At 63.4% G+C, this 24509-nt stretch carries 25 protein-coding genes and 1 pseudogene; 15 read left to right on the forward strand and 11 right to left on the reverse strand.

Annotated elements, in window-relative coordinates; translation table 11 throughout:
• The first annotated feature begins 55 nt into the window (after positions 1-55).
• Together SB765_RS10405 and SB765_RS10410 are read left to right on the forward strand one after the other, a co-directional pair.
• On the forward strand, positions 56-961 hold the full coding sequence (locus SB765_RS10405) for a LysR family transcriptional regulator (RefSeq protein ID WP_410931277.1): 906 nt from the start codon (positions 56-58) through the stop codon (positions 959-961).
• 103 nt (positions 962-1064) lie between these two features.
• Positions 1065-1499 carry a cupin domain-containing protein gene (locus tag SB765_RS10410; RefSeq protein ID WP_410910871.1) on the forward strand — a complete coding sequence of 145 codons (435 nt, stop codon included), beginning with the start codon at positions 1065-1067 and terminating at the stop codon, positions 1497-1499.
• 35 nt (positions 1500-1534) lie between these two features.
• Here the strand turns inward: SB765_RS10410 and pcaG are convergent, their stop codons facing one another.
• Positions 1535-2140, reverse strand: coding sequence for a protocatechuate 3,4-dioxygenase subunit alpha (gene pcaG / locus SB765_RS10415; RefSeq protein WP_003251601.1), 606 nt, complete (start codon positions 2138-2140; stop codon positions 1535-1537).
• Between the two features lie 10 nt (positions 2141-2150).
• The gene (gene pcaH / locus SB765_RS10420) at positions 2151-2870 is read right to left on the reverse strand and encodes a protocatechuate 3,4-dioxygenase subunit beta (RefSeq protein WP_016489110.1); all 720 of its coding nucleotides are present in this window, start codon (positions 2868-2870) and stop codon (positions 2151-2153) included.
• Positions 2871-3070: 200 nt separating this feature from the next.
• On the opposite strand from pcaH, the gene SB765_RS10425 reads away from it, so the two are divergent.
• The 3 genes and pseudogenes from SB765_RS10425 (at position 3071) to SB765_RS10435 (ending at position 6171) form a co-directional block, all read left to right on the forward strand.
• Positions 3071-3964: a neutral zinc metallopeptidase gene (locus tag SB765_RS10425; protein ID WP_410931278.1), complete on the forward strand. Its 894-nt coding sequence runs from the start codon at positions 3071-3073 to the stop codon at positions 3962-3964.
• A gap of 422 nt (positions 3965-4386) precedes the next feature.
• Positions 4387-5316 (forward strand): annotated as a pseudogene (locus tag SB765_RS10430) (methyl-accepting chemotaxis protein); the annotation flags it as partial.
• Positions 5308-6171, forward strand: a complete 864-nt coding sequence (locus SB765_RS10435; protein ID WP_410931291.1) for a methyl-accepting chemotaxis protein — start codon at positions 5308-5310, stop codon at positions 6169-6171. The pseudogene SB765_RS10430 and the gene SB765_RS10435, both read left to right, overlap by 9 nt.
• 132 nt (positions 6172-6303) lie before the next feature.
• Here the strand turns inward: SB765_RS10435 and ggt are convergent, their stop codons facing one another.
• The 3 genes from ggt to SB765_RS10450 all read right to left on the reverse strand — a co-directional run bounded on the left by ggt (position 6304) and on the right by SB765_RS10450 (position 9606).
• Complete coding sequence (ggt, locus tag SB765_RS10440; RefSeq protein ID WP_016489113.1) at positions 6304-7971, reverse strand: gamma-glutamyltransferase; 1668 nt, start codon at positions 7969-7971, stop codon at positions 6304-6306.
• 117 nt (positions 7972-8088) lie between these two features.
• On the reverse strand, positions 8089-8985 hold the full coding sequence (locus tag SB765_RS10445; RefSeq protein WP_410931279.1) for a LysR family transcriptional regulator: 897 nt from the start codon (positions 8983-8985) through the stop codon (positions 8089-8091).
• Positions 8986-9015: 30 nt separating this feature from the next.
• Entirely contained in the window at positions 9016-9606 is a 591-nt protein-coding gene (locus SB765_RS10450; protein WP_049274996.1) for an NAD(P)H-dependent oxidoreductase, read from the reverse strand.
• 163 nt (positions 9607-9769) lie between these two features.
• Here SB765_RS10450 and SB765_RS10455 point away from each other — a divergent pair, with 163 nt between their 5' ends.
• Positions 9770-10084, forward strand: a complete 315-nt coding sequence (locus SB765_RS10455; protein ID WP_341796788.1) for a putative quinol monooxygenase — start codon at positions 9770-9772, stop codon at positions 10082-10084.
• Here SB765_RS10455 and SB765_RS10460 read toward each other — a convergent pair.
• Entirely contained in the window at positions 10074-10838 is a 765-nt protein-coding gene (locus SB765_RS10460) for a sulfite exporter TauE/SafE family protein (protein WP_410931280.1), read from the reverse strand. The two genes, SB765_RS10455 and SB765_RS10460, sit on opposite strands and share 11 nt — an antisense overlap.
• A 77-nt stretch (positions 10839-10915) precedes the next feature.
• Between SB765_RS10460 and SB765_RS10465 the strand changes: the two genes are divergently transcribed.
• The 8 genes from SB765_RS10465 (at position 10916) to SB765_RS10500 (ending at position 18184) form a co-directional block, all read left to right on the forward strand.
• Complete coding sequence (locus tag SB765_RS10465) at positions 10916-11797, forward strand: LysR substrate-binding domain-containing protein (RefSeq protein ID WP_410931281.1); 882 nt, start codon at positions 10916-10918, stop codon at positions 11795-11797.
• Between the two features lie 83 nt (positions 11798-11880).
• Positions 11881-12486, forward strand: a complete 606-nt coding sequence (locus SB765_RS10470) for a CDP-alcohol phosphatidyltransferase family protein (RefSeq protein ID WP_410931282.1) — start codon at positions 11881-11883, stop codon at positions 12484-12486.
• Positions 12487-12517: 31 nt separating this feature from the next.
• Positions 12518-14272, forward strand: coding sequence for a bifunctional alpha/beta hydrolase/class I SAM-dependent methyltransferase (locus tag SB765_RS10475; RefSeq protein ID WP_410931283.1), 1755 nt, complete (start codon positions 12518-12520; stop codon positions 14270-14272).
• The gene (locus tag SB765_RS10480) at positions 14273-15724 is read left to right on the forward strand and encodes a phosphatase PAP2/dual specificity phosphatase family protein (RefSeq protein ID WP_410931284.1); all 1452 of its coding nucleotides are present in this window, start codon (positions 14273-14275) and stop codon (positions 15722-15724) included.
• Positions 15721-16152: a hypothetical protein gene (locus SB765_RS10485; RefSeq protein WP_410910862.1), complete on the forward strand. Its 432-nt coding sequence runs from the start codon at positions 15721-15723 to the stop codon at positions 16150-16152. The genes SB765_RS10480 and SB765_RS10485 overlap by 4 nt, the downstream gene beginning before the upstream one ends.
• Before the next feature lie 10 nt (positions 16153-16162).
• Entirely contained in the window at positions 16163-16786 is a 624-nt protein-coding gene (locus SB765_RS10490; RefSeq protein WP_016497906.1) for a lysophospholipid acyltransferase family protein, read from the forward strand.
• A 1-nt stretch (position 16787) separates the two neighbouring features.
• Positions 16788-17720 carry a phosphatidate cytidylyltransferase gene (locus tag SB765_RS10495; RefSeq protein ID WP_016489124.1) on the forward strand — a complete coding sequence of 311 codons (933 nt, stop codon included), beginning with the start codon at positions 16788-16790 and terminating at the stop codon, positions 17718-17720.
• A 119-nt stretch (positions 17721-17839) separates the two neighbouring features.
• Positions 17840-18184: a cupin domain-containing protein gene (locus tag SB765_RS10500; RefSeq protein WP_003258412.1), complete on the forward strand. Its 345-nt coding sequence runs from the start codon at positions 17840-17842 to the stop codon at positions 18182-18184.
• Positions 18185-18414: 230 nt separating this feature from the next.
• Here SB765_RS10500 and mmsB read toward each other — a convergent pair whose 3' ends face one another.
• Complete coding sequence (mmsB, locus tag SB765_RS10505) at positions 18415-19302, reverse strand: 3-hydroxyisobutyrate dehydrogenase (RefSeq protein WP_341796796.1); 888 nt, start codon at positions 19300-19302, stop codon at positions 18415-18417.
• Positions 19303-19311: 9 nt separating this feature from the next.
• Positions 19312-20838, reverse strand: coding sequence for a CoA-acylating methylmalonate-semialdehyde dehydrogenase (locus SB765_RS10510; RefSeq protein ID WP_016497902.1), 1527 nt, complete (start codon positions 20836-20838; stop codon positions 19312-19314).
• Positions 20839-20970: 132 nt separating this feature from the next.
• Here SB765_RS10510 and SB765_RS10515 point away from each other — a divergent pair, with 132 nt between their 5' ends.
• Positions 20971-21921, forward strand: coding sequence for a LysR family transcriptional regulator (locus SB765_RS10515; RefSeq protein ID WP_341796797.1), 951 nt, complete (start codon positions 20971-20973; stop codon positions 21919-21921).
• A gap of 142 nt (positions 21922-22063) precedes the next feature.
• Here the strand turns inward: SB765_RS10515 and SB765_RS10520 are convergent, their stop codons facing one another.
• Genes SB765_RS10520 through SB765_RS10530 form a run of 3 tightly spaced genes read right to left on the reverse strand, consistent with a single transcriptional unit; the run spans position 22064 to position 24394 of the window.
• The gene (locus SB765_RS10520) at positions 22064-22555 is read right to left on the reverse strand and encodes an OmpA family protein (protein ID WP_410910859.1); all 492 of its coding nucleotides are present in this window, start codon (positions 22553-22555) and stop codon (positions 22064-22066) included.
• Positions 22556-22559: 4 nt separating this feature from the next.
• Positions 22560-23831 carry a diguanylate cyclase domain-containing protein gene (locus tag SB765_RS10525; protein WP_016497898.1) on the reverse strand — a complete coding sequence of 424 codons (1272 nt, stop codon included), beginning with the start codon at positions 23829-23831 and terminating at the stop codon, positions 22560-22562.
• On the reverse strand, positions 23828-24394 hold the full coding sequence (locus SB765_RS10530) for a YfiR family protein (protein ID WP_410931285.1): 567 nt from the start codon (positions 24392-24394) through the stop codon (positions 23828-23830). The genes SB765_RS10525 and SB765_RS10530 overlap by 4 nt, the downstream gene beginning before the upstream one ends.
• Between the last annotated feature and the right edge of the window lie 115 nt (positions 24395-24509).

The following is a 24509-nucleotide window of genomic DNA, read 5'->3' on the forward strand; positions in this document are numbered from 1 at the left end:
TGCTACCCGGTGGGGCCTGCAAGGCTCCACCGGGCGCTTCAGGGGAGCTGTACCGATGGACCAGTTGAACGCCATGCAGGCCTTTCGCCGGGTCGTCGACCTCGGCAGCTTCAGTGCCGCCGCCAGCCAGGCAGGCCTGTCCCACACCGTGCTGTCACGCCAGGTGAAACAGCTGGAACGCCAGCTGGGCACGCAACTGCTCACCCGCACCACCCGCCGCCTGCACCTGACCGAAGCAGGAACACTCTTCTACCGCCACTGCGTGCAGATCCTCGAACAGATGCAGGCGATGACCCTGGAGCTTTCGGAGCATCAGCAGCAACCCGCGGGTACCCTGCGCCTGGGCGTGGCAACTGCGTTCGGCGAACTTGAACTGGGGCGCTGGCTGCCGGACTTCGTCGAGCGCCACCCACAGCTGCAGGTCGAGCTCAATTGCAGCGATCGCTTCATCGACCTGCTGGAAGAGCAAATCGATGTCTGCCTTCGGATTACCGATCATCTGCCCGACTCCAGCCTGGTAGCCCGCCTGCTGGCCCACAGCGAGGTGCTACTGGTGGCGGCACCTCGCTACCTGGAACGTCACGGCACGCCAACTTCCCTCGACACACTGGTTGACCATCCCCTGCTCGGCTACAGCAATCTGCCTCACCCACAGCGTCTGTATCTGACCAACCCAGAGGGTGAACAGCGCAACATCCTGATGCCCCGGCGCCTCAGCGCCAACTCGCCGATGGCCCTGCGCGCTGCTGCCATTGGCGGGCTGGGCATTGCCAGCTTCGATCGTTTTATCGTGCATGACGCCTTGCTGGACGGGCGCCTGGTGCCGGTACTAAAGGACTGGAACCTGCCACCACGCAACCTGTATGCGGTGTACCCGCAAAGCCGCTACCTGGCACCCAAAGTGCGGGCGTTGCTGGACTATGCCCAAACCTACTACGCGCAGCCGAGATGGCAGGCCTGATCTGTGCAAATCATGAACAAGTCATGCGCACCGAGACCCGTATTTGTGCAGAAAGTGTTTGGTTAGGCTTCGTTGCACTGTCACTCAACGAAGGAACACCACCATGAAGGCATTGCAGGCAATCATTGCGGGCGTGGCGCTCGCCACCCTGGCCGTTGGCATCAACGCAGCAGAAAAAACCGTGTCAGTACCCGATAGCGCAGCATTGAAGTGGCAGGACGTACCCAACACCAACGGCGCAGTCAGCTACGCCAACGTTGAGGGGGACATTTTCGGCAAGGGGCCTTACTCGGCCTATGTGAAATTCAGGAAAGGGACCGACAACGGTCTGCACCAGCACAGCCAGGCACTGCCGACCGTGGTGCTGAAGGGTACTTTCTACGCGGTAATCGATGGCAAACGCACCGAGTTTTCAGCCGGGTCCTACTACAGGCTGCCGGCCGACCTGGTGCATGAAAGCGGATGCACTGCGGCGGCCGATTGCCTGCTGTTCCAGTACCAGGCCGATGCGTTTGACCTGAAGCCTGTGAACGGCTGATAGCCCCGGGGCCGCTGTGCGGCCCCGGGTTTCCATCAGAAGTCGAAGAACACCGTCTCGCCTTCCCCCTGGATACGGATATCAAAGCGATACGCCGTCTTCCCGTCCACTTCGCAACGCTTGGCAATCAAGGTTTCACGCCGCTGTGGCTGCTCGATCAGGTTGAGCACCGGGCACTTGGCGTTGGCCTGGGCTTCGTCATCGAAATACAGGCGCGTGTGCAGGTGGATGTTGATACCACGGGCAAACAGGCTGATGTTGATGTGCGGCGCCATCGGTACGCCAGCCGCGTTGTTCACCACACCCGGCTTGACCGTGTGCAGGGTCCATTCACCGGCATCGAAGGTGGTAGCGGTGCGGCCAAAGCTGTTGAAGGCGTTTTCCAGGTTGTAGGCATCCTGGTACTCGCCATTGGCGTCGGCCTGCCACACTTCCAGGAACGAGTCGCGCACCAGGTGGCCGTTACCGTCATACACCTGGCCGAGCAGCAGGATGTGCTCGCCTGGCGCGTCTGGCTTGGCCAGGCGGTTCCAGATTTCCTGATCGCGGGTCGGGTTGCCGGCCGCTTCCAGGGCCAGGCCGATGTGCACGTAGGGGCCGGCGGTCTGCGAAGGGGTTTCCGGCAGCAGTTCGATTGGCATGGCGGGTTCCTCAGCAGTTTTCGAAGTGGGTCTTGCGCTGGCCGCGCAGCACGATGTCAAAGCGGTAGGCCAGGCAGTCCATCGGGTTGGCGTTGCTCATGTCGAGCTTGGCGATCAACTGCTGTACAGCTTCAGGGTTGGCGATCGACTTGACGATCGGGCACATCGGGATCAGCGGGTCACCCTCGAAATACAGCTGGGTGATCAGCTTGGTGGCAATCGACGGGCCGCTGATGCCGAAGTGGATGTGCGCCGGGCGCCAGTCGTTCGGGCCGTTGCGCCATGGGTACGGGCCCGGCTTGATGGTGCGGAAGCTGTAATAGCCGTCGCTGTCGGTCAGGCAACGGCCGACACCACCAAAGTTCGGATCCAGCGGTGCCAGGTAACGGTCGTTCTTGTGCCGATAGCGGCCACCGGCATTGGCTTGCCACATCTCCACCAGGGTGTTCGGCACAGGCTTGCCGTACTGGTCGACCACGCGGCCGGCAACGATGATGCGCTCGCCGATTGGCAGGCCACCGTTGTTGAAGTTCAGCAGCAGGTCATGGTCGTGGGCGCCGAAGCCCAGGTGGGAGAAGTTCGGACCAGTGGTTTCGCTGATCGACTGTGGAATGCTGACCAGTGCCTGGCGCGGCGAGCGGGCAATGGACGTTTTGTAGTCAGGCGTAAGGGCTTTGGGGTGCCAGTTGCGATCACGGATCACGAAGCGGCTGTTGTCCTGTGCGGGCATGCCGGATTCCTCTCTTGGAATTATGTGAACGCCTGGGCGTGGCAGGCGGACTTACAGTTTCCGGGAGGTCGCGCGCAATTAATATTGAAATCGACCACTCCATACATAACCAAATGGTTATGGATTAACACCTTGGCCTGACAGTTGTGCAGTTCCTGAACTAATCTTTGTCTTCTTGTTTCACGCTCGGGAGAGCACTCATGGAATGGCGAAAAGGCCGACGCAGCGACAACGTGGTGGATGCCCGGGGTGAAGGTGGCGGTGGCGGCGGCATGCGTTTCGGCGGCGGCAAAGGGCTGGGGCTTGGGGCGATTCTGCTGATCGTTGGCATCGGCTGGCTCACCGGACAGGACCCGTTGCAGATTCTTGGCCAGCTCACCGGCCAGATGGAACAGCAGCAACAGCAAACGGCACCCAGTGGCACAGGCGCCAAGGCGCCACCGGCCAACGACCAGCAGGCCGAGTTCGTCGCCTCGGTGCTGGGCGATACCGAGGACACCTGGAAAGCGCTGTTTGCCGAAGCCGGCAAGCAATACCGCGACCCCAAGCTGGTGCTGTTCAGTGGCCAGGTCAATTCGGCCTGTGGCTTTGCTTCGGCGGCGGTGGGGCCGTTCTACTGCCCGGCTGACCAACGGGTGTACCTGGACATGTCGTTCTTCCGCGAAATGGAAACCCGCTTCGCTGCGGCGGGCGACTTCGCCCAGGCCTACGTGATCGCCCACGAAATCGGCCACCACGTACAGACCATGCTGGGTGTTTCGGCCAAGGTCGATGCCGCACGCCGCAACGGCCAGCGCATGGAGGGCGACAACGGCCTGTTGGTGCGCCAGGAACTTCAGGCCGACTGCCTCGCCGGCGTGTGGGCTTACCAGGCGCAAAAGCGCCTGAACTGGCTGGAACCGGGTGACGTCGAGGAAGCGCTGAACGCCGCCAACGCCATTGGCGATGACCGCCTGCAACAGCAAGGCCGTGGGCGCGTGGTGCCGGACTCGTTCACCCATGGCACTTCGGCGCAGCGGGTACGCTGGTTCAAGGCCGGGTTTGCCCAAGGTGAGGTGAACAGCTGCGATACCTTCAGCGCGCGCAGCCTCTAACATCTGCCGCATGCAGGTGCGGTCCTTGTAGGAGCAGCCTTGTGCTGCGAAGAGGCCATTGCAGCCGAAGACAATCTTTAGCCTTACCGGCCTCTTCGCAGCACAAGGCTGCTCCTACAAGGTGAGGCGGCAGCCTGAGTGATGGTGCAAGACCGTCTTTTGCTGAAAAAGCGTTTCAGCTTCCCTGATCATTGCCGATAACCCCTGCACGAATCAGCGGGCAGCCAGAACAACAACGCCTTGCGATCGAAGATCAAGAGAGCGAAAACTACTTCTGGAGAGCGTGCATGAACAGCTGGTTCGCTAACATCAGCGTCAACCTCAAACTTGGCCTGGGCTTCGGCCTGGTGCTGATCCTCACCGGCCTGCTGGCTCTGACCGGCTGGACCAGCCTGGGCAGCCTGATCGACCGTAGCAACTGGATGGGTGACATCGGCCAGCTCAACAAAGACCTGACCGACCTGCGCATCGCGCGCCTGCAGTACATGATCGCCAACGGCGACGATGCTGCCGCCGCCAACACCCAGACCAAGCTGGATGCCTTCAGCAAGCAGCAGGCCTACCTGGCCAGCACCTTCACAAGCCCGGACAACGTCAAGCTGCTGAATGAGCTGGGCGCAACCATCAGCGCCTACAAGGTGTCGCTGAACAAGATGCGCCAAGGCTACGACGCTACCCGCGCTGCGCGCGTTGCCATGGACGGCTCGGCCACCCGCGCCGACCAGGCCATGGACGCCCTCAGCCAGGAAGTCATGGCGCGCCCAGAGGCCGACAGCGTGCGCCTGGCCCAGTACCAGCTGATCAGCAAGGCCCGCCAGCAACTGCTGCAGGTGCGCATCGACGTGCGCGGCTACATTGCCGACAACAGTGCTGCCAACGAGCAGGCCGCCCTGCGCCAGCTGGATGCAGCACTAGCCGATATCGACAACCTCAAGCGCCAGCTGCCCGCCGAAGACGCCCGCCTGCAACAGTTCGAACGCTCGGTACTGGCCTACCGTGATGCCGTGCGCCAGTTCCGCGACGCGGTCGCCAACATCACCACCTCACGCGCCGAAATGACCGTGCAGGGCGCCGATATCGTCAAGCGCAGCGATGCGCTGTACCAGATCCAGCTGGAACGCCGCGACATCGAAAGCACCCAGGCCCGCACCCTGCAGGCCATCGCTACCCTGCTGGCACTGCTGGTCGGCGTACTGGCAGCGGTACTGATCACCCGCCAGATCACCGGCCCACTGCGTGAAACCCTGGCAGCGGTAGAAAAGATCGCCAGCGGCGACCTCACCCAGCATGCGCGCATCACCCGCCGCGACGAACTGGGCGTGCTGCAGCAAGGTATCGCGCGCATGGGCACCACGCTGCGCGAGCTGATCAGCGGCATCCGCGATGGCGTCACCCAGATTGCCAGCGCCGCCGAAGAGCTGTCGGCAGTGACCGAACAGACCAGTGCCGGCGCCAACAGCCAGAAGGTCGAGACCGACCAGGTGGCCACCGCCATGCACGAAATGGCCGCCACCGTTCAGGAAGTGGCGCGCAATGCCGAGCAGGCCTCGCATGCCGCCACCGGTGCCGACGACGAAGCCCGCGCCGGCGACCGCGTAGTAGGCGAGGCGATTGGCCAGATCGAGCGCCTGGCCGAGGACATGCACCGCTCCACCGAAGCCATGAACCTGCTGCAGCAGGAAAGCCAGAAGATCGGTAGCGTGATGGACGTGATCAAGTCGGTGGCCGAACAGACCAACCTGCTGGCGCTCAATGCGGCGATCGAGGCGGCGCGTGCCGGCGAGGCCGGTCGTGGTTTTGTCGTGGTCGCCGACGAAGTGCGCGGCCTGGCCCAGCGCACGCAAAAGTCCACCGAAGAAATCGAAGCGCTGATTGCCAGCCTGCAGGATGGTACCCAGCAAGTGGCGAACGCCATGCAGGGCAGCCGTACCTTGACCGACAGCAGCGTCGAACTGGCACGTAAGGCCGGCGCCTCGCTGGAGAACATCACCAGCACGGTGTCGAGCATCCAGTCGATGAACCAGCAGATTGCTGCGGCGGCGGAGCAACAGAGTGCAGTGGCGGAAGAGATCAGCCGCAGCATCCTGAATGTGCGTGATGTGTCCGAGCAGACGGCGGCGGCCAGTGACGAGACGGCGTCGGCCAGCGTTGAGCTGGCGCGGTTGGGTGGGCAGTTGCAGACACTGGTCAGCCAGTTCCGCGTCTGACCTGGGTAACCCGGGGCCGCTTTGCGGCCCTTTCGCGGCACAAGGCCGCTCCTACAGGAGATCGCGTTCCCCTGTAGGAGCGGCCTTGTGCCGCGAAAGGAGGGCAAAGCCCTCCCAGCAATCTGGCAGGCATTACTTGACGATCATCCCCACCCCACGCCCCCGCGGATCGGAAGCAGTCTCAAGCTTCGCCCCGTCCACCCGGATCGCCTGGATATCGCCCATCTCCCAGCCTTGGTCCTCAAGCACGTAGCCCATCTTCTTCAGCTCATCCGCCACCGGCCCGGTCAGGGGTGCATAGCTGTCAAAGTAGATAGTGTCCTTGGGCAGCAACTGATGGTGCACGCGCTGTGCCGCCACCGCCTTGTCCAGCGGCATACCGTAGTCGTACAGGTTGTTCATCACCTGGAAGATCGAGGTGAAGATCCGCGAACCGCCCGGGGTACCGATGACCAGCTCGACCTTGCCATCACGGGTCATCAGGCTGGGGCTCATCGAGGACAGCATGCGCTTGCCCGGCTCGATTGCGTTGGCATCGCCACCGACTACGCCAAAGGCATTGGCAGCGCCGGGCTTGGCGCTGAAGTCGTCCATCTCGTCGTTGAGCAGGAAGCCTGCGCCCTTCACCACCACGCCACTGCCGTAATCGAGGTTGAGGGTGTAGGTGTTACTGACCGCGTTGCCCTGCTTGTCGACGATCGAGAAATGCGTGGTCTGATGCGGCTCCAGGCCCGGCTTGACCTTGTCGGTGTCGGAAATGGCTTTCGGGTTGACCTGCGCGGCGCGCTTGGCCAAGTAGTCCTTGGCCACCAGTTGGTCCACCGGCACCTTGGTAAAGGCCGGGTCGCCCAGGTAGTCGGCACGGTCGGCAAATACGCGCTTCTCGATTTCAGCCAGCAGGTGGATGTACTGCGCCGAGTTGTGCGCCACCCCCTTGAAGTCCGCCGCGCGGTCTTCCTTGATGCCCAGCAACTGGGCCAGGGCGACGCCGCCAGAGCTTGGCGGTGGTGCGGTGTAGACCACGTTACCACGCCAGCTCACCGCCATCGGCTCACGCCATACGGCTTTGTAATCCTTCAAGTCATCCTTGGTGATCAGGCCCTTGTCAGCCTGCATCTGCGCCACCAGCAGGTCGGCAGTCTTGCCCTGGTAGAACTCGCTCACGCCCTTGTCGGCGATGCGTTCCAGGGTCTGGGCCATTTCTGGCTGCTTGAACAGCTCGCCGACCTTCATGTTGCCGAAGTAGTCATTGAAGTTGGTCGCAGTCTTGAACATGCCCTGGGCATCGTTGCGGTACTGGTACTGCTTTTCCGCCACTTTGAAGCCGTTTTTCGCATAGCCGATGGCCGGGGTCAGCAGCTCGCTCCACGGCAGCTTGCCGAACTTCTGGTGCGCCTCCCACAGGCCCATCACCGTGCCAGGCACACCCGCGGCGCGTACCCCGACCAGGCTGAGGTTTTCGATGACCTCGCCCTTGTCGTCCAGGTACATGTTGCGTGTAGCGGCCTTCGGCGCGACCTCGCGGTAGTCCAGGAAGTAGGGCTTGCCGTCGACGAACAGGGTCATGAACCCACCACCGCCGATGTTACCGGCCTCCGGGTAGGTCACAGCCAGGGTGAAGGCGGTTGCCACGGCGGCGTCCACCGCGTTGCCGCCCTTTTTCAGAATATCGGCGGCTACCTGTGCACCATATTGATCGGGCGCAGCCACTGCGCCGCCCTCCAGCGTGGCGGCATAAACCGAGGAACAGCTCAGGATCGCGGCTGCGAGAGCCAGGTACTGGAACGGGACGATACGCATGACACTTCCTTGGTGTTGTTTTTGTTGAGCAGTCAGTAAGGCCGAAGCGTTTCGACTGTGCAATCAACCATAGGAAATTTCGCCGCCTGTGGACAGGATCTGTCGCGTTCAGGCAACTCAGCAGGCGTACATCGCCAGCTTGCGCTGGATGAAATCGAGGAAGCACTGGATACGCAGCGCCAGCTGGGTATTGCGGTAGTACACCGCGTGGATCGGCTGGCGGTAGCCATTGTTGGCCGCGGCCAGGACCACTTGCAGGCGTCCGGCGCGGATGTCCTCATGGGTCATGAAGTGCGACAGGCTGACAATGCCCTCGCCGGCCAGTGCCAGCTGGCGCAGGGTCTCGCCACTGGAGGCGATCAGTGCCGGCCGGATGCTGAAGCGGTCACCCTGGGCGTGGCGCAGCGGCCAATGGTTGAGCGATTCGGGCTGGCTGAAGCCGAGCAGGCAGTGGTTGGCCAGGTCCTCGACCCGCTGCGGCGTGCCGTGCTGCGCCAGGTAGGCCGGGCTGGCCAGTACCTGCACCGGGCTGCAACCCAGGTTGCGCGCGTGCAGGCTGGAATCGGCCAGTTCGCCGATGCGGATCGCCACATCGGTGCTTTGCTCCAGCAGGTCGATGATCAGGTCATCGGTGTTCAGTTCCAGCTCGATGCCCGGGTACTCGCGACGGAATTCACCGATCCACGGCAGGATGGCATGCAGCATGAACGGCGCAGCGGCGTTGATGCGAAGGCGCCCGGTGGGCGTCTGGTGGTTCATCGACAGGCGCTCTTCCATCTCGTCCATCTGCTCCAGGATCAGCCGTGAGCGCTCAAGGAAGTAGCGGCCCTCTTCGGTGAGGTCCATGCGCCGGGTGGTACGGTTGACCAGGGTGGTACCCAGCTTGCCCTCCAGGCGCGACAAGGTGCGGCTGACGGCGGACGGGGTCTGGCCTATCTGCTCGGCAGCGGCAGAAATCGAGCCGCAGTCGATGACGGCGACGAATACCTGGAGTTCTTCGGATCGGGTTTTCACATTCGCGCCTGTGATGGGTACCTGCCTGGATTAGATCGCCTTGCCGAACACCTTGTCCAGATGTGCCTCATAAGCCGCCAATGCCGCGGGCACATCCGGGCGCTTCATCACATCTACCGCCAGGTAAGTCGGCAGGCCGGTCATGCCAAGGAACTGGTTGGCCTTGTGGAACGGGAAGTACACGGCATCCACACCCTTGCCTTCGAAGAAATCACTCGGGTCATCGAACGCCTGCTGCGGCGCATTCCAGGTCAGCGACAGCATGTACTGCTTGCCGTGCAACAGGCCACCGCTGCCGTACTTCTGCGAATGATCCGAACGGGTACGGCCATCGTTGGCATAAAGGCTGCCATGGCCAGCGGTAAAGACTTCGTCGATGTACTTTTTCACGGTCCAGGGTGCGCCCATCCACCAGCCCGGCATCTGGTAGACGATCACATCGGCCCAGAGAAACTTCTCTACCTCGGCCTGCACGTCGTAGCCGCCGTCGATAAAGGTTTGCTGCACATCGAAGCCGGCGCGGTCCAGGTGAGCGATGGCTGCTTCGTGCAAGGTCGCGTTGAGGCGGCCCTCGGAGTGAGCGAACTGTTTACCACCATTGAGCAGAAGGATCTTTTTCATGCGGGCCTCCCGGGCCGAGTCAAAATTTGATGCCGGCAGGTTAGATGCTCGCGGGAGCGGGATACAGGGGTGACTGGGCAAAATACAATTGACCGGAAGTCACGAATGAGCGAAGTATTATTGCCGTAGAATCGACTCACCACCCATCACCGAGTAGCGCCCCATGAGTGAGCAGTTCGCCTTTATCCTCAAAGCCAAGACCCGCCCGGAAATGGCTGATGCGTTCGAAACCCTGTTCCGCCCCTTCGTCGAGCCCAGCCGCCAGGAGCCGGGCTGCATCGAGTACCACATGCTGCGCGACCAGCAGGACCCGAGCCTGTTCGTGTTCTTTGAAGTGTGGGCCGACCAGGCCGCGCTGGATGTGCACTCGGCCTTGCCGCACATGACCGCGTTCTTCGAAAAGCGCATGGACTACCTGGAGCGCGATTTCGATATCCAGCGGGTCGACATGCTCAGCGCATCAAGCGCTAGCCGTTGATCAGCAAGTGGCCGCCCAGGGCGGCCAGGCCGATGAAGAAGCAACGTTTGAACAGCAGCGCGCTGATGCGCTGACGCAACCACTGCCCGGCCAGCATGCCGAGCAAGGCGGGCGCCAACATCAGCAGCGAAGCCCCCAACGCCTGGCCACCAAGGGCATCCTGCCCGGCCAGGCCAACGGCCAGCGCCAAGGTCGACACCGTGAACGACAGGCCCAGGGCCTGGATCATCTGTTCACGGCTCAGGCCCAGGCTTTGCAGGTAGGGCACCGCAGGTATCACGAAAACCCCGGTTGCCGCCGTTACCACCCCCGTCAACAGCCCACAGACCGGCCCCAGCCAACGCTCGTGCGCCGGCGCCAGGTGTAAGCCCGGGCCGACCAGCCCGTACAACGCATACACCAGCAAAGCCGCACCCAGCGCGTGGATGGCCCATGGGCCACTGTCGATCCCCAGCCAGGCACTGCCCAGCAAGGTGCCAATGAAGATCAGCGCCAGCATCGGCCCCAGCCGCACCAGCAACGCCCGCAGGTGCCCGCCGCTGGCCAGTTGCCAAAGGTTGGTGAGGGTCGACGGCACGATCAGCAGCGCAGCTGCCTGCGCCGGCGGCATAGCCAGCCCCAGCAGGCCCATGGCGATGGTCGGCAGGCCCAGGCCGATCACCCCCTTGACCGCGCCGGCCAGCAGGAAGGTAAGCACTACCAGCAGCGAAAGGGCTGGGCCAATGTCCTGGTAGAAAGCTAGCAAAGTAGTCATGGGCTGATGATGGCGGTTTCCGGCCAGCGGGAAAATCTGCCATATACTCAGCCAGACTCTTGTAAAGACAGAGCCACATGCATTTCGACCTGATCGACCTCAAGCTGTTCCAGCACACCCTGGAGTGCGGCAACATCACTGCCGGCGCCAGCCGCAGCCACCTGTCGCTGCCGGCAGCCAGCGCACGCATCCGCGCGATGGAGGCATCGCTGGGTATCCCGTTGCTGCAGCGCAACCGCCGTGGCGTGCAGCCGACACCGGCGGGTCAGGCACTGCTGCAGCATGCACGCCTGATAGCGCAGCAGGTCGAGCGCCTGCAGTTTGATCTGGGCCAGTACGCACAAGGGCAGCAAGGCCAGGTACGCCTGCTGTGCAACACAGCAGCACTCACGGAGTACCTGCCAGAACTGCTGGCCAGCTACCTGGCTGCACATCCCGGGGTCAGCGTAGATGTGCAGGAGCTGCCGAGCCTGCGCATCGTGCAGGCGATTACCCAGGGCATGGCGGACCTTGGCATCGTTTCGACCGCAGCGCCCAACGAACACCTGCAAACCCGGCCGTTTCGCGACGACCCGCTGGTACTGGTGACGCCCTTGGGCCACCCGCTGGCCGGTGCGGTCGCGCCCAGTTTCATCGACAGCCTGGTGCATGGCCATGTCGGGCTGGGTGCTACTAGCGCGTTGGCGTTGTACCTGGAAGAACAGGCCCTGCGTGAGGGGCGCCGTACGCAAGTGCGGGTACGGGCCGAGGGTTTCGATGGGGTGATCCGCATGGTTGCAGGCGGGGCCGGGGTCGGGGTGGTACCGCTGGCAGCCGTGAAGCGCTGGCAAGGCGTGCTGCCGTTGCACTGGGTGGCGCTGGAGGAGGCGTGGGCCAACCGCAAGTTGCTGGTGTGCGCGCGGGACTTTGCGGCGTTGCCGGGCTATGCCGCAGCATTGGTGACCACCCTCACCCGTTGAAGCGTCAGTTCCTGCACAGTGGGTGCATTTTTTCGGCCGGTCGCACACAATCCCCTCATCGCACTACGAAAAAGGATTTTCCAGTGGCATCGATCTACCAGCTCAAACCGCGCTTCCAGGCCCTGCTGCGCCCAGCAGTCCAGCGCCTTTACGACCGCGGTGTCACCGCCAACCAGGTTACCGTCGCCGCCGCCGTGGTGTCGGTCCTGCTGGGCCTGCTGCTGGCCGCCCTGCCCCACGTCACCTGGCTGTTCATCCTGATACCGGTGTGGATGCTGTTGCGCATGGCACTGAACGCCGTCGAGGGCATGTTGGCCAGGGAGTTCGGCCAGCAATCTACCCTCGGCGCCTACCTCAACGAACTCTGCGACGTGATCGCCGACGCCGCCCTGTACCTGCCCTTCGCCCTGCTGGCCGGGGTTTCTCCGGTGCTGGTGGTGCTGGTGGTGCTGTGTGCCACCTTCAGCGAATACGCCGGCGTCATGGGCCCGCTGGCTGGCGCCTCGCGCCGTTACGACGGCCCCATGGGCAAAAGCGACCGGGCCTTTGCCTTCGGCGTGCTGGGCACAGGGGTCACCTTTGGCCTGCTGAACGGCAGCTGGATCAATGGCCTGCTGCTGGTCATCCTCGCGCTCTCGCTCTATACCCTCTACAACCGGGTTCGCCAGGGGCTGGCCGAAACCCGCTGAGCCCAAAGCCGCCGCAAAAAGGACGTTGATAATGCGCCAAGCGCAAGCGCTGCACTTCTCCACCCATGACGGTGTCGAGTTGCACTACCGTCATTGGCCTGCCACCCGCAACGAGCACCAGCCACGCCGGGCCGTGGTGATGTTCCACCGCGGCCATGAACACGGCGGGCGCATGGCCCACCTGGCCGATGAACTGGACATGCCGGGCTATGACTTCTTCGCCTGGGATGCCCGCGGCCATGGCCAGTCGCCAGGCGCACGCGGCGACAGCCCGGGGTTCGCCACCAGCGTGCGCGACGTGCAAACCTTCATCGAACATATCCAGGCCCATCACGGCATCGCCGAGCACGACATGGTGGTGCTGGCGCAAAGCGTCGGCGCGGTGCTGATTGCCACCTGGGCCCACGACTACGCGCCCAAGGTACGCTGCCTGGTGCTGGCCTCGCCCGCGTTCAAGGTCAAGCTGTACGTGCCATTCGCCCGCCCTGGCCTGAAGCTGCTCAAGGCCTTGCGCGGCAACTTCTTCGTCAACAGCTACGTCAAGCCACGCCTGCTCACTCACGACCCCGAGCGGGTGATGTCGTACGTGGCCGACCCGCTGATCAGCCGGCCGATTTCGGTGACCATGCTGCTGGGCCTGTACGAAGCCGCTGACCGGGTAGTGGCGGATGCCCAGGCCATTCAGGTACCCACCCAGTTGCTGGTATCCGGGGCCGACTTCGTGGTCGAGCGCCAGCCGCAGGAGCGCTTTTTCGAACGGCTGGGCAGCACGCGCAAGGAAATGCACATTTTGCCGGGCTTCTTCCACGACACCCTCGGTGAGCGTGACCGGGCCCACGCCCTGAAGCGCATCGAGCGGTTCGTGGAGCACTGCTTCACCAGCCCCGCCGCGCGGCCGTCACTGCTCGATGCCGACAAGACGGGCGCCAGTTGCGCCGAAGCCGAAAGCCTGGCCGCACCGTTGCCGCGCCACTCGCCGCGTGACCTTTACTGGCGCGCCACCCGCGCCGGGCTTAGCCTGGGCAAGGGGTTGTCTGCGGGGGTGAAACTGGGCTTCGACACCGGCTTCGATTCGGGCAGCACGCTCGACTACGTGTACCGCAACCAACCGACCGGCAAGGGCAAGCTGGGCCGCCTGGTCGACCAGAACTACCTCGACGCCATCGGCTGGCGTGGCATTCGCCAGCGCAAGCTGCACGTCGAGGAACTGCTGCGCTTGGCCATCGCCCGGCTGCGCGAACAACAGCGGCCCGTGCACATTGTCGATATCGCCGCCGGCCATGGCCGCTACATCCTCGAAGCACTGCAAGACCTTGAGCAGTTGCCGGACTCGATCCTGCTGCGCGACTACAGCGAGCTTAACGTGCAGCAAGGCAGCGCGCTGATCACCGAGAAGGGCCTGGCCGACATCGCCCGCTTCGTCCAGGGCGATGCCTTCGACCGCCAGAGCCTGGCAACGCTGGAGCAGCCGCCGACCCTTGCGGTGGTCTCGGGGCTCTACGAACTGTTCCCCAGCAACCAGCTGGTGGGCAACTCGCTGGCCGGCCTGGCCGATGCCGTGGAAGATGGCGGTTATCTGGTCTACACCGGCCAGCCGTGGCACCCGCAACTGGAGATGATCGCCCGCGCCCTTACCAGCCACCGGGGTGGCGAGGCCTGGGTGATGCGACGCCGCAGCCAGGCCGAAATGGACCAGTTGGTAGAGGCGGCCGGTTTCCGCAAGCTGGCCCAGCGCATCGATGAATGGGGGATTTTCAGCGTCAGCCTGGCACAGCGGGTGCGCTGAATGAACCCATCACGCGAGCCTGGGCTGATCCGCCGGGGCGTGTTCTGGCTTCTGCTGCTGGGGCCGTTGTTTTTCCTCAGCTATGGGCTGGCGAACAACCATACCGCCGGGCGTAGTGATGTCGGCAGCCTGGTGTTCGGCTGGGAGCGCAGCATGCCGCTGTGGCCCTGGACGATCATCCCATACTGGTCGATCGACTTGCTCTACGGGCTGTCCTTTCTGCTGCCGCGCACACGCCAGGAAATGGACCGGCACGCGCTGGCACTGCTCAGCGCACAGGTGATCAGTGTCACCTGCTTCCTGCTGTGGCCGCTGCGGTTCACCTTCGAACGGCCAGAGCTGGGTGGGCTGTTCGGCTGGCTGTTCGATGTACTGATGGGCTTCGACAAACCGTTCAACCAGGCGCCATCGCTGCACATTGCGCTGCTGGTGATCATCTGGACGATGTTTGCCCGGCATGTGCAGCGCCAGCCCTGGCGATGGCTGATGCATGGCTGGATGGCGTTGATCGGGGTGTCGGTACTGACCACCTGGCAGCATCATTTCATCGATGTACCCACGGGTGCATTGGCGGGGTTTGCCTGCGTCTGGCTGTGGCCGCATCAGGGGCGACTGCCCTGGCAACAGGCGCGCCTAGCACAGGATGCCAAGCGCTGGCGGGTGGCGTTTTATTATGCCGTCGGCGCTGTTTTGTGCGCTGTGCCTGCCATTGTGTCGGGCGGCGCCTGGTTGTGGTTGGCCTGGCCGGCCGTGTCGCTGGCACTGGTTGCGCTGAACTATGGTGGGTTGGGTGCAGGCGGGTTTCAGAAAGGCGCCGATGGGCGCTTGTCGAATGCGGCCAGCTGGCTGCTGGCACCGTATTTGGTCGGAGCGTGGGTCAATTCGCGGCTATGGACCCGGCACCACCCACAAGCCGATGAAGTGTGCGATGGCGTGTATCTGGGGAGGATCCCTGGGCGCAGCACGCAGTTCGCTGCGCTTGTCGATTTGTGCGCCGAGCTGCCGTGCGCTGTCAGCCGCCCTGCTGCGGACATTTGTGGGAGCGGCCTTGTGTCGCGAAAGGGCTGCGCAACAGCCCCGGCAATGTCTGCCGCGAAGCTGAAAAACCGGGGCCGCTTCGCGCCCCTTTCGCGGCACAAGGCCGCTCCTACAACGGCCGCGCCAGCCTTTGAGTATCAGTGTTTCCCTACCCTGGATCTGATAGCGCCGGACGTTGTCCTGCTACAGCAGGCCGCCGAGGCCATCGAACGCCTGCACGCCCAAGGCCCTGTACTGGTCTGCTGTGCTCTGGGCTATTCGCGCAGCGCCAGCGCCGTGGCCGCCTGGCTGCTGCTCTCCGGCCGCTGCAGCAACGCCCAGCAGGCCGAAGCACTGATCCGCAAAGCCCGCCCCGGCATCGTTCTGCACCCGGCACACCGCCTGGCCTTGCAACAGCTTGGAGCACAGCCATGAACATGCGTGTGGTGGCCAGCCTGCTGGGTCGCGGCAAACAGCTGGAACGCTTGTCCGACGGCCTCACCCTGCTGGCCCTGGCCTACGGCCTTGCACCTTTGTTGGGTGCCCCACTTCAACCGCTGGCCAGCCTGCTGTGCGGCGTGCTGCTGGTGCTTGGCGTGGTGCACAAGTACTGGGCCATCCGCGTGGCCATAGATGCCGAACTGTTCACCCACCTCGCCAGCAGCAACCACCTGGCAGCGGACACCCAGGCCCTGGACCGCGCCCTGTTCGAGCTGAAACTGAAACCGCAGGCCACGGACGCCCGCGCCTGGCCTGACCGCAGCCAGGCCGCACTGAACCTGTTGCGCCGCCAGGCACTGTGCCTGGGCCTGCAGTTGTCGCTGGCCTTGGCTACCCTGCTGACACTGCCTTTGAAGGGATGACCACCGATCCATGCTCGCCAACCTGACTGCCTACCTCATCACCTCCGCCGCCCGTCTGATCACGGGTGCCCGCGCCCTGTGGCTGGGTTGCACGCCGCTGCCAGTGCAGCGCCTGTACTTCGCCAACCACAGCAGCCACGGTGACTTCGTGCTGCTGTGGGCTTCACTGCCGCAGCCCTTGCGCAAACGCACCCGCCCGGTGGCCGGCGCGGATTACTGGGCCAAGCCGGGCATCCGCGATTTTCTCATTCGCAAGGTGTTCAACGGCGTATTGATCGACCGCCAACGCAGCGAAGGCCAGGGCAGCCCGCTACAGCCGATCCTTGAAGCCGTGGCTCAAGGCGACTCGCTGATCTTCTTCCCGGAAGGCACGCGTAACCTGGGCGACGAGCCACTGATGCCGTTCAGAAGCGGGTTGTACCACCTGGCCGCGGCCAACCCCGACGTCGAGCTGGTACCGGTATGGATCGCCAATCTCAACCGGGTGATGCCCAAAGGCCGCGCCCTGCCCCTGCCGTTGCTGTGCACACTGAGCTTTGGCGAACCGCTGCACCTGCACGCTGACGAAAGCAAGCAGGCCTTTCTCGAGCGGGCCAGCCAGGCCCTGCTGACCCTGGCCCCGAAGGATGCCTGACATGGACGACAACACCCTTTCCCTGTTCGCCGGCATCGGCGCCCTGCTGCTGCTCGCCAGCGTGACCGGCCGCCTGCTGAAGTGGCGCGCCGGCCCGGCGCCACACGCGGTGATCGACAACCTCAACGCCCGCATCAACGCCTGGTGGGTGATGGTGCTGGTGATCGGCATCGCCTTCCTGTTCGGGAAATACGGCGTGATCGTGCTGTTCTATGGCGTGTCGTTCTACGCACTGCGCGAATTCATGACCCTCACCCCGACCCGGCGCAGCGACTACCCGGCGCTGGTGGCAGCGTTTTATGTGGCACTGCCGGTGCAGTACGTGCTGATCGCCATGGACTGGTACGGCCTGTTCAGCATCTTCATCCCGGTGTACCTGTTCCTGCTGCTGCCGATTTTGGCCAGCTTCGGCGGCGATACCACGCGTTTTCTCGAACGTGCGTCAAAGGTGCAGTGGGGGCTGATGATCGCGGTGTACTGCGTATCGTCGGTGCCCGCCTTGATGACCCTGGACATCCCCGGCTACGAGGGGCGGAACCTGCTGCTGATCGCCTGGCTGATCCTGGTGGTGCAGATCAGCGACGTGCTGCAATACGTGTGCGGCAAGCTGTTTGGCAAGCACAAGGTGGCCCCCAACCTGTCACCGTCCAAGACCGTAGAAGGGTTGGCCGGCGGCGTGGCACTGGCCACCCTGATCGGCGCCCTGTTGTGCTGGATCACCCCGTTCACCTTCTGGCAGGCCGCGCTGATGGCGTTGGCGGTCAACGCCATGGGCTTCTTCGGCGGGCTGGTGATGTCGGCGATCAAGCGCGACCGCGGGGTGAAGGACTGGGGCCACATGATCGAAGGCCACGGCGGCATGCTCGATCGCATGGACTCGGTGTGCTTTGCCGCGCCGGTGTTCTTCCACTTTGTGCGGTACTGGTGGGCGTAGCCAATATCAAACGTCTGGCATAGCGCGAGCAGACAGCTGGACGTCGAGCCCAGGCAACTGCGGCTCGGCCGATGGCCCTATGGTGACCAGTCATTCAGCCAGTCACCAGGAGTTGTCCCATGTCCGATTTCATCACCGTCCTGCGCGAAACCTGCCCGACGCCGGTCGTGGACGCCACCAAGTGGAAGCGCATCGGCGGCGATCCGCACACCGTCAACCTCAATGCCTACCTGTCGGCCGACGGCAGCAAGATCATGGGCACCTGGATCTGCACCCCGGGCAAGTTCGAGGTCAACTACGAGAAGTGGGAGTTCTGCCACTTCCTCGATGGCTACTGCATCATCACCCCGGAAGGTGAAGAGCCGAAGCACCTGAAGGCCGGCGATGTGTTCGTGATCGAACCAGGTATGAAAGGCACCTGGGAAGTGGTCGAGACCGTGCGCAAGTATTTCGTCTTCGCCTGATCCCTGAAGCTACACATAGCCCTGTGTAGGAGCAGCCTTGTGCTGCGAAGAGGCCAGTTCAGACACAGCAGTTGTGTTGTCTTGGCTGGCCTCTTCGCAGCACAAGGCTGCTCCTGCAAATCTCTAGCCTGAAGTACGGGCAAAAAAAATCGCGGGGCAGGTGCCCTTCCCTCTGGTGCGCAGTTACAGAGGGAAGGCCGCCTGGCCCGCGATGAAGCCCACCTCTTGCGTCAATCTTTCTTGCGATAACCCTCGACGATGGCCGAGAAGTCCTTGCCTCCCTCGCCACGCAGGCTCATGGCCTGATACAGCTGCTGGGCCACGGCGCCGAGGATCACCGGTTGGTGAGCCTGGCGTGCCGCTTCAGTGGCCAGCCCCAAATCCTTGAGCATCAGGTCGGCGCCAAAGCCGCCGGTATAGCCACGCGATGCCGGTGCCGTTTCGATAATGCCCGGCCACGGGTTGTAGGTGTCCGAACTCCAGCAACGCCCGGTCGAGCTGTTGATAATGCCGGCCAGCACCTTGGTGTCGATGCCCAGCGCGTTGCCCAGGGCCATGGCCTCGGACACGCCGATCATCGAAATACCCAGCAGCAGGTTGTTGCAGATCTTGGCGATCTGCCCGGTACCGACTTCACCGCAATGCACGATGTTGCGGCCCATCTGCTCCAGTACCGGCTTGAGCGTGGCGAACAGCTCGGCGCTGGCACCGACCATGAAGGTCAGGGTGCCCGCCGCCGCGCCGCCAGTGCCACCGGACACCGGCGCGTCGCCCAGGTCCACGCCTTTGGCCGCTGCCGCCTTGGACACATCACGGGCGGTCTGCGGGTCGATGGTGCTGCAGTCCACGGTAGGCGTACCGGCACGAATACCGGCCAGCACGCCATCTTCGTTCAGGTACACGCTGCGCACATGGGCCGCAGCTGGCAGCATTGTGATCACCAGGTCGCTGTTGGCCGCCGCGTCCTTGGGCGACGGGCTGATCTGCCCACCCAGTTCTGCCAGCTCGGCCAGCACGGCCTTGTTGAGGTCGAACAGGTTCAGTTGGTGCCCGGCCTTGATCAGGTTGCGGGCCATGGGCGCGCCCATGTTGCCGAGGCCGATGAATGCGATACGCATGACTTCTCCTTAGCGCAGGCTGATGGTGGTGTTCACACCGTCATTGATGCTGTCGTCATCAAACCAGCGGGCGGTGACGGTTTTGGTCTGAGTGTAGAACTGCACCACTTGCTTGCCGTACGGGCCGAGGTCGCCGAGCTTGGAGCCACGGGAGCCGGTGAAGCTGAAGAACGGTACCGGTACCGGGATCGGGATGTTGATGCCGACCTGGCCGATATCGATTTCGCTCTGGAACTTGCGCGCTGCCGCGCCGCTCTGGGTGAACAGGCCGGTGCCGTTACCGAACGGGTTGGCGTTGACCAGCGCAATGGCCTCGTCGAGGGTATCGACCTCCAGGGTGACCAGCACCGGGCCGAAGATTTCCTGGGTATACACCTGCATGTCGGTCTTCACGCCCGAGAACAGGGTTGGGCCAACGAAGTTGCCTTGCTCGTAGCCCGGCACCGTGACCTCGCGGCCGTCGAGTTCCAGCTTGGCGCCTTCCTTGATGCCGCTTTCGATCAGGCCCAGCACACGCTCCTTGGCGCGTTTGGAAACCACCGGGCCAACGTCGGTGCCCGGTTCGCAGCCGGCATTGACCTTGAGCTTGCTCGCCGCGTCCTTGATGTCGGGCAGCCACTCACGGGCCTTGCCCACCAGCACCGCCACCGAGGTGGCCATGCAGCGCTGGCCCGCCGCGCCGAAGGCGGCACCGACCAGGGCGTTGACGGTTTGCGTGCGGTTGGCATCGGGCAGCACTACCGCGTGGTTCTTGGCGCCCATCATCGACTGCACGCGCTTGCCGTGCTGGCTGCCGAGGTTGTACACATGGGTGCCGACTTCGGTAGAACCGACGAAGGAAATTGCCTTGATGTCCTGATGCGTGCAGATGGCATCCACCACTTGCTTGCCACCGTGCACCACGTTGAGCACGCCTGCCGGTACGCCGGCTTCCAGCGCCAGCTCGACCAGCAGCATGGTCGACAGCGGATCCTGCTCGGAAGGTTTGAGCACGAAAGTGTTGCCGCAGACGATGGCCATGGGGAACATCCACAGCGGGATCATGGCCGGGAAGTTGAACGGAGTGATACCGGCGCATACGCCGATTGGCTGGCGCAGGGTGTAGGTATCGACACCGCCGGCGACGTTCTCGGCGAACTCGCCCATCTGCAGGGTACCAATGGACGCGGCGTGTTCGACCACCTCCAGGCCGCGGAAGATATCGCCTTCAGCATCGGCCAGGGTTTTGCCCTGCTCGGCGCTGAGCACCTGGGCAATGCGTTTGGTGTGTTCGCGGATCAGCGCCTGCAGCTTGAGCATGATGCGCATGCGCGCGCCAATCGGGGTGTTGCGCCAGGTCTGGAAAGCGCTGTGGGCAGCAGCCACGGCAGCGTCGACTTCCTCGACGGTGGCGAACGGCACGCGCGCCAGCACTTCTTGGGTGGCCGGGTTGACGATGTCGCGCCACTCGGTAGTTTTCGATTCGACCCACTGGCCGTTGATCAGCAGCTTCACCTGCTCGACCTTGGTGCTGTTAGGGGACTGCGGTGCGTTCATCTGCGTTCTCCTTGGAATTATTGTCGGGACGAGATCGCCAGCGCCAAGCAAACGCGAGGTGGCGTCCTGAGGCTTGTTTCGAGTATAGATGTGCAAACATCCAACAAGAACGCACAAAAAAACCGGATCATCATGCAAAAAGACCTCACATCCCTGAGCGCGCTCAACTGGGACGACCTGAAGTTTTTCCTTGAAGTGGCCCGCACCCGCAAGGCCAGCAGCGCCGCCAAACGCCTGAGCGTGGACTACACCACGGTGTCGCGGCGCATCAGCTCGCTGGAGGGGGCGCTGGGCACGTTGCTGTTCGAAAAGTCGCGGACCAACGGCTTTGTCCTCACCGCCGAGGGCCAGCGCTTGCTCGGTTATGCCGAGTCGATCGAAAGCACGCTGCACATGGCGTGCGAGCAGGTGTCCGGGTCGGGCGTGGCGTTGTCGGGGCATGTACGCATGGGCTGCACCGAGGGCTTCGGCAGCTTTTTCATCACCCCACAGCTAAGCCACTTCGTTGATGCCTACCCGGCGATTTCTGTGGATATCCTGCCACTGCCGCACTTCATCAGCCTGTCCAAGCGCGAGGCGGACATCGTCATTGCCCTGGAGCGGCCGGAGCATGGGCCTTATGTGTGCTGCAAGCTGTGCGATTACCGTTTGCGGCTGTATGCGACCCAGGCTTACCTGGACAGCCATGCGCCGATCCGCCAGGTGGCGGACTTGGCCAAACACCCGTTCATCAGTTACGTGGATGACCTGGCGTTCAGTTCGGAGCTTTTGTACCTGGCCAACCTGATTCCCGGTGCCAGCGCGCACTTGCGCAGTACCAGTGTGATTGCGCAGTACACCGCCGCGTTGCAGGGGCGTGGGCTGGCGATACTGCCGTGCTTCCTTGCGGCGCAAGACCCGCGGCTGGTGACGGTGCTGCCCGAGGAGATCGAGGTGACGCGGCAGTTCTGGATGTACTGCCGGGAGGACTTGCGCAAGTTGAAACGCATTACCTTGCTGTGGGATTACATCCGTGGGGTGACCGAGGCGAATGCACCGTTGTTGATGGGGGAAACCCGCGACATGCGCTTTGCTCAGGAGTGATGGTGCTGCGTAGCTCCTTTGCAGGATCAGCCTTGTGCTGCGGAGGGGCCAGTCATGGCAATACAACTGCTGTGCCTGGTCTGGCCTCTTCGCAGCACAAGGCTGATCCTACAGAGAAATGTGATAGCTCAGCGGACAGCGGTCAGTAGGACGCCACCACTATCGACACCCGACGGTTCTCGGTGCGCCCCGCACTGGTGCGGTTGTCCGCCACCGGTTGTGTGCTGCCCAGGCCGCGGCTTTGGATGTTCTGCGCCTGCATGCCAACCCCGACCAGCGCCCTGGTCACGCTCTGCGCACGGCGCTCGGACAACTGCTGGTTGTACGCCGCTTTGCCCGACGAATCGGCATGGCCGTCCACCCGCACGCCCTGGATGCCAACGCCAAGCAGCGCCTTGCCAATGCGCTCGACAATTGCCTGGCTCTGGCCGTTGAGGCCATCCAGATCGCTACCGAACAGCACTTTGCCGGACAAATCGTAGGCCCAGCCTTCATCGGTGGGGGTAAAGCCTTCACGCTTGAGCACGGCGATCTGTTCGGGGGTCAGGCCTTTTTGGGGGGGGCTCTGGCAACCGGTCAGCGCCAGCACGGCGAGCAACAACGCCCAAAGGGGGAAACGCAAAGCGTGTATCACGGGTTCAACTCCTGTTTTTGATTTCATTGGCGGACCGTTCCGTCTGCGCCACTTGCCAATGGCCACGGCGTTTGCGCTTGGCCTGGTACATCGCCGCATCGGCGGCATTGAGAAGACTGGCGGGGTCAGCGCCGTCATCCGGGTAATAGGCAATACCGACACTCAGTGAGGTGGCGATACTGCGGCCACTGTCCAGCTGCACGGGCAGCTTCATGCTGGCAACAATCTTCTCGGCAATGAGCTCGGCGTCCTCGCGCGACTGCAAAGGTGTGAGCAGTACCGCGAACTCATCACCGCCCAGGCGTGCCACCAGGTCGTGCTCACGCAGTTGGGCACGCACGCGGTCGGCCACGCTGATCAGTACTTCGTCACCCACGGCATGGCCGAGGGTGTCGTTGATCTGCTTGAAGTGGTCGCTGTCGAGGAACAGCAGCGCCAGGTGGTCTTGCTGCCGCGCAGCGTTTCGCACGCTGCGGTTCAGGCGCCCTTCGAAGAAGGCGCGGTTGGGCAGGCCGGTCAGGCTGTCGTGGCTGGCCTGGTGGGCCAGGGTCTGGTTTTCGTTCTGCAGGTGGCTGTGCCATACCTCCAGTTCGTCGAGCAGGGCATTGAAGTCGTTGCCCAGTTCGTTGAGTTCGGCAATCGGTGCTTCCGGCACGCGCCGGTCGAAACTGCGCTCGCGGCGGGCGGCGTGGGCGACGCTGGCCAGGCCACGCAGCGGGCGGACGATATCGCTGAGCAGTCGCCGCGACAGGTATTGCGCCGCCAAGGCACTGAGTATTGTGCAGAACAGGATGCCGGCCAAGCCGCTCAGCAGGAACAGCAACAGGCTACGGCCCTGGCCGACCAGTTCGATGTGCCCGACCTGCTGTTGCTGGTGCAGGATCGGCAGGTTCACCGGCTCATCCAGCAACGCGGTGGCAACCTGCACTTCAAGCTTGGCGAGCATGCCAGTATCGGCGCGTTGCCAGTGCGCCAGCAGCTCGCCTTCGTCGTTGAAGACCTTGGCCTCGGCCACCTCCTCGCGACTGGCGATCAGCGCCAGCGATTCATTGGCCGCAGCACTGTCATCGAATACCACCGCCGCTTCCACGGTGTAGTTGATCGACCGGGCGATCAGGTGCAGGTTGTGATTGGCGTAGACGCGCAGGGCGAGCACGCCCAGCAGCGTGAGTGAAATACCGGCCAGGCCCACGGCGAGCAAGGCAACGCTGAGGTGGCCACGGCCCAGCACCGAGCGCAGGGTCGGGCGCACGCCCTGCTTGCGGGTCGGCTTCATGGCTGCACCGCCCGGCGCCGCGACAACTGCAGCACACTGGGGTGGATGCGTACGCCGGAACGCGCCACCGAGTCGAGGTTGACGTCAAAGGCCACCTGCTGGTCGCTGACCCGCAGGCAGAACAGGCTGCCAACCGTACACGGGTCGTTCGCTTCGCTGATGCTCAATACCGGGTGGCCGCTGACGCGCTCGAACAGTCGGTCACGCTGGCCCTGGTCGAGTTTGCCGATGTAGATGGCATCGCAGGCTTGGGCGACCTGAGTGTCTTCTGCCAGCAGGCGCAGCACCTGCAGCGGGCGGCCGGACTCCTGCACATGGCCTTTGATCAGGTCATCGGCGTATTCGGTCGGGCCGACCAGGCACAAGCGCAAGGGTGAAGGTTCGACAGGCCAGCGGGCGTAACTGAAGATGCCGAGTACCACTTGGGTGACGGCCTTGGCGCGTTGCTGCACCTGGGCGGCGGTTGTGGCGGTTTCTGCCTGGGCGGGGCCTGCAGAAAGGAACAGGACGGCCAGCAATAGCGAAAGCGCACAGCTTGTCACTCGCCTTGCGGCCACATTCATGTGGGAAATCTCTTAAAGTCCTTACCACTATCGGCGCAAAGATAGCACATGGCCGCATCGTTGTAGGAATGAGCTGCTTCATGTATCGGGGTTGATGGCCCAATCGCCGGCAAGC

Origin of the sequence: Pseudomonas sp. SIMBA_067 (assembly GCF_046534675.1) — a bacterium.
GTDB lineage: Bacteria > Pseudomonadota > Gammaproteobacteria > Pseudomonadales > Pseudomonadaceae > Aquipseudomonas > Aquipseudomonas putida.

What these genes read in the sequence shown, in the direction of transcription:
- SB765_RS10405 (WP_410931277.1), top strand. Translation starts at nt 56, where the DNA reads ATGGACCAGTTGAACGCCATGCAGGCCTTTCGCCGGGTCGTCGACCTC.
- SB765_RS10410 (WP_410910871.1), top strand. Translation starts at nt 1,065, where the DNA reads ATGAAGGCATTGCAGGCAATCATTGCGGGCGTGGCGCTCGCCACCCTG.
- pcaG (WP_003251601.1), bottom strand. Translation starts at nt 2,140, where the DNA reads ATGCCAATCGAACTGCTGCCGGAAACCCCTTCGCAGACCGCCGGCCCC.
- pcaH (WP_016489110.1), bottom strand. Translation starts at nt 2,870, where the DNA reads ATGCCCGCACAGGACAACAGCCGCTTCGTGATCCGTGATCGCAACTGG.
- SB765_RS10425 (WP_410931278.1), top strand. Translation starts at nt 3,071, where the DNA reads ATGGAATGGCGAAAAGGCCGACGCAGCGACAACGTGGTGGATGCCCGG.
- SB765_RS10435 (WP_410931291.1), top strand. Translation starts at nt 5,308, where the DNA reads ATGGGCACCACGCTGCGCGAGCTGATCAGCGGCATCCGCGATGGCGTC.
- ggt (WP_016489113.1), bottom strand. Translation starts at nt 7,971, where the DNA reads ATGCGTATCGTCCCGTTCCAGTACCTGGCTCTCGCAGCCGCGATCCTG.
- SB765_RS10450 (WP_049274996.1), bottom strand. Translation starts at nt 9,606, where the DNA reads ATGAAAAAGATCCTTCTGCTCAATGGTGGTAAACAGTTCGCTCACTCC.
- SB765_RS10455 (WP_341796788.1), top strand. Translation starts at nt 9,770, where the DNA reads ATGAGTGAGCAGTTCGCCTTTATCCTCAAAGCCAAGACCCGCCCGGAA.
- SB765_RS10460 (WP_410931280.1), bottom strand. Translation starts at nt 10,838, where the DNA reads ATGACTACTTTGCTAGCTTTCTACCAGGACATTGGCCCAGCCCTTTCG.
- SB765_RS10465 (WP_410931281.1), top strand. Translation starts at nt 10,916, where the DNA reads ATGCATTTCGACCTGATCGACCTCAAGCTGTTCCAGCACACCCTGGAG.
- SB765_RS10475 (WP_410931283.1), top strand. Translation starts at nt 12,518, where the DNA reads ATGCGCCAAGCGCAAGCGCTGCACTTCTCCACCCATGACGGTGTCGAG.
- SB765_RS10480 (WP_410931284.1), top strand. Translation starts at nt 14,273, where the DNA reads ATGAACCCATCACGCGAGCCTGGGCTGATCCGCCGGGGCGTGTTCTGG.
- SB765_RS10485 (WP_410910862.1), top strand. Translation starts at nt 15,721, where the DNA reads ATGAACATGCGTGTGGTGGCCAGCCTGCTGGGTCGCGGCAAACAGCTG.
- SB765_RS10490 (WP_016497906.1), top strand. Translation starts at nt 16,163, where the DNA reads ATGCTCGCCAACCTGACTGCCTACCTCATCACCTCCGCCGCCCGTCTG.
- SB765_RS10495 (WP_016489124.1), top strand. Translation starts at nt 16,788, where the DNA reads ATGGACGACAACACCCTTTCCCTGTTCGCCGGCATCGGCGCCCTGCTG.
- SB765_RS10500 (WP_003258412.1), top strand. Translation starts at nt 17,840, where the DNA reads ATGTCCGATTTCATCACCGTCCTGCGCGAAACCTGCCCGACGCCGGTC.
- mmsB (WP_341796796.1), bottom strand. Translation starts at nt 19,302, where the DNA reads ATGCGTATCGCATTCATCGGCCTCGGCAACATGGGCGCGCCCATGGCC.
- SB765_RS10510 (WP_016497902.1), bottom strand. Translation starts at nt 20,838, where the DNA reads ATGAACGCACCGCAGTCCCCTAACAGCACCAAGGTCGAGCAGGTGAAG.
- SB765_RS10515 (WP_341796797.1), top strand. Translation starts at nt 20,971, where the DNA reads ATGCAAAAAGACCTCACATCCCTGAGCGCGCTCAACTGGGACGACCTG.
- SB765_RS10525 (WP_016497898.1), bottom strand. Translation starts at nt 23,831, where the DNA reads ATGAAGCCGACCCGCAAGCAGGGCGTGCGCCCGACCCTGCGCTCGGTG.
- SB765_RS10530 (WP_410931285.1), bottom strand. Translation starts at nt 24,394, where the DNA reads ATGAATGTGGCCGCAAGGCGAGTGACAAGCTGTGCGCTTTCGCTATTG.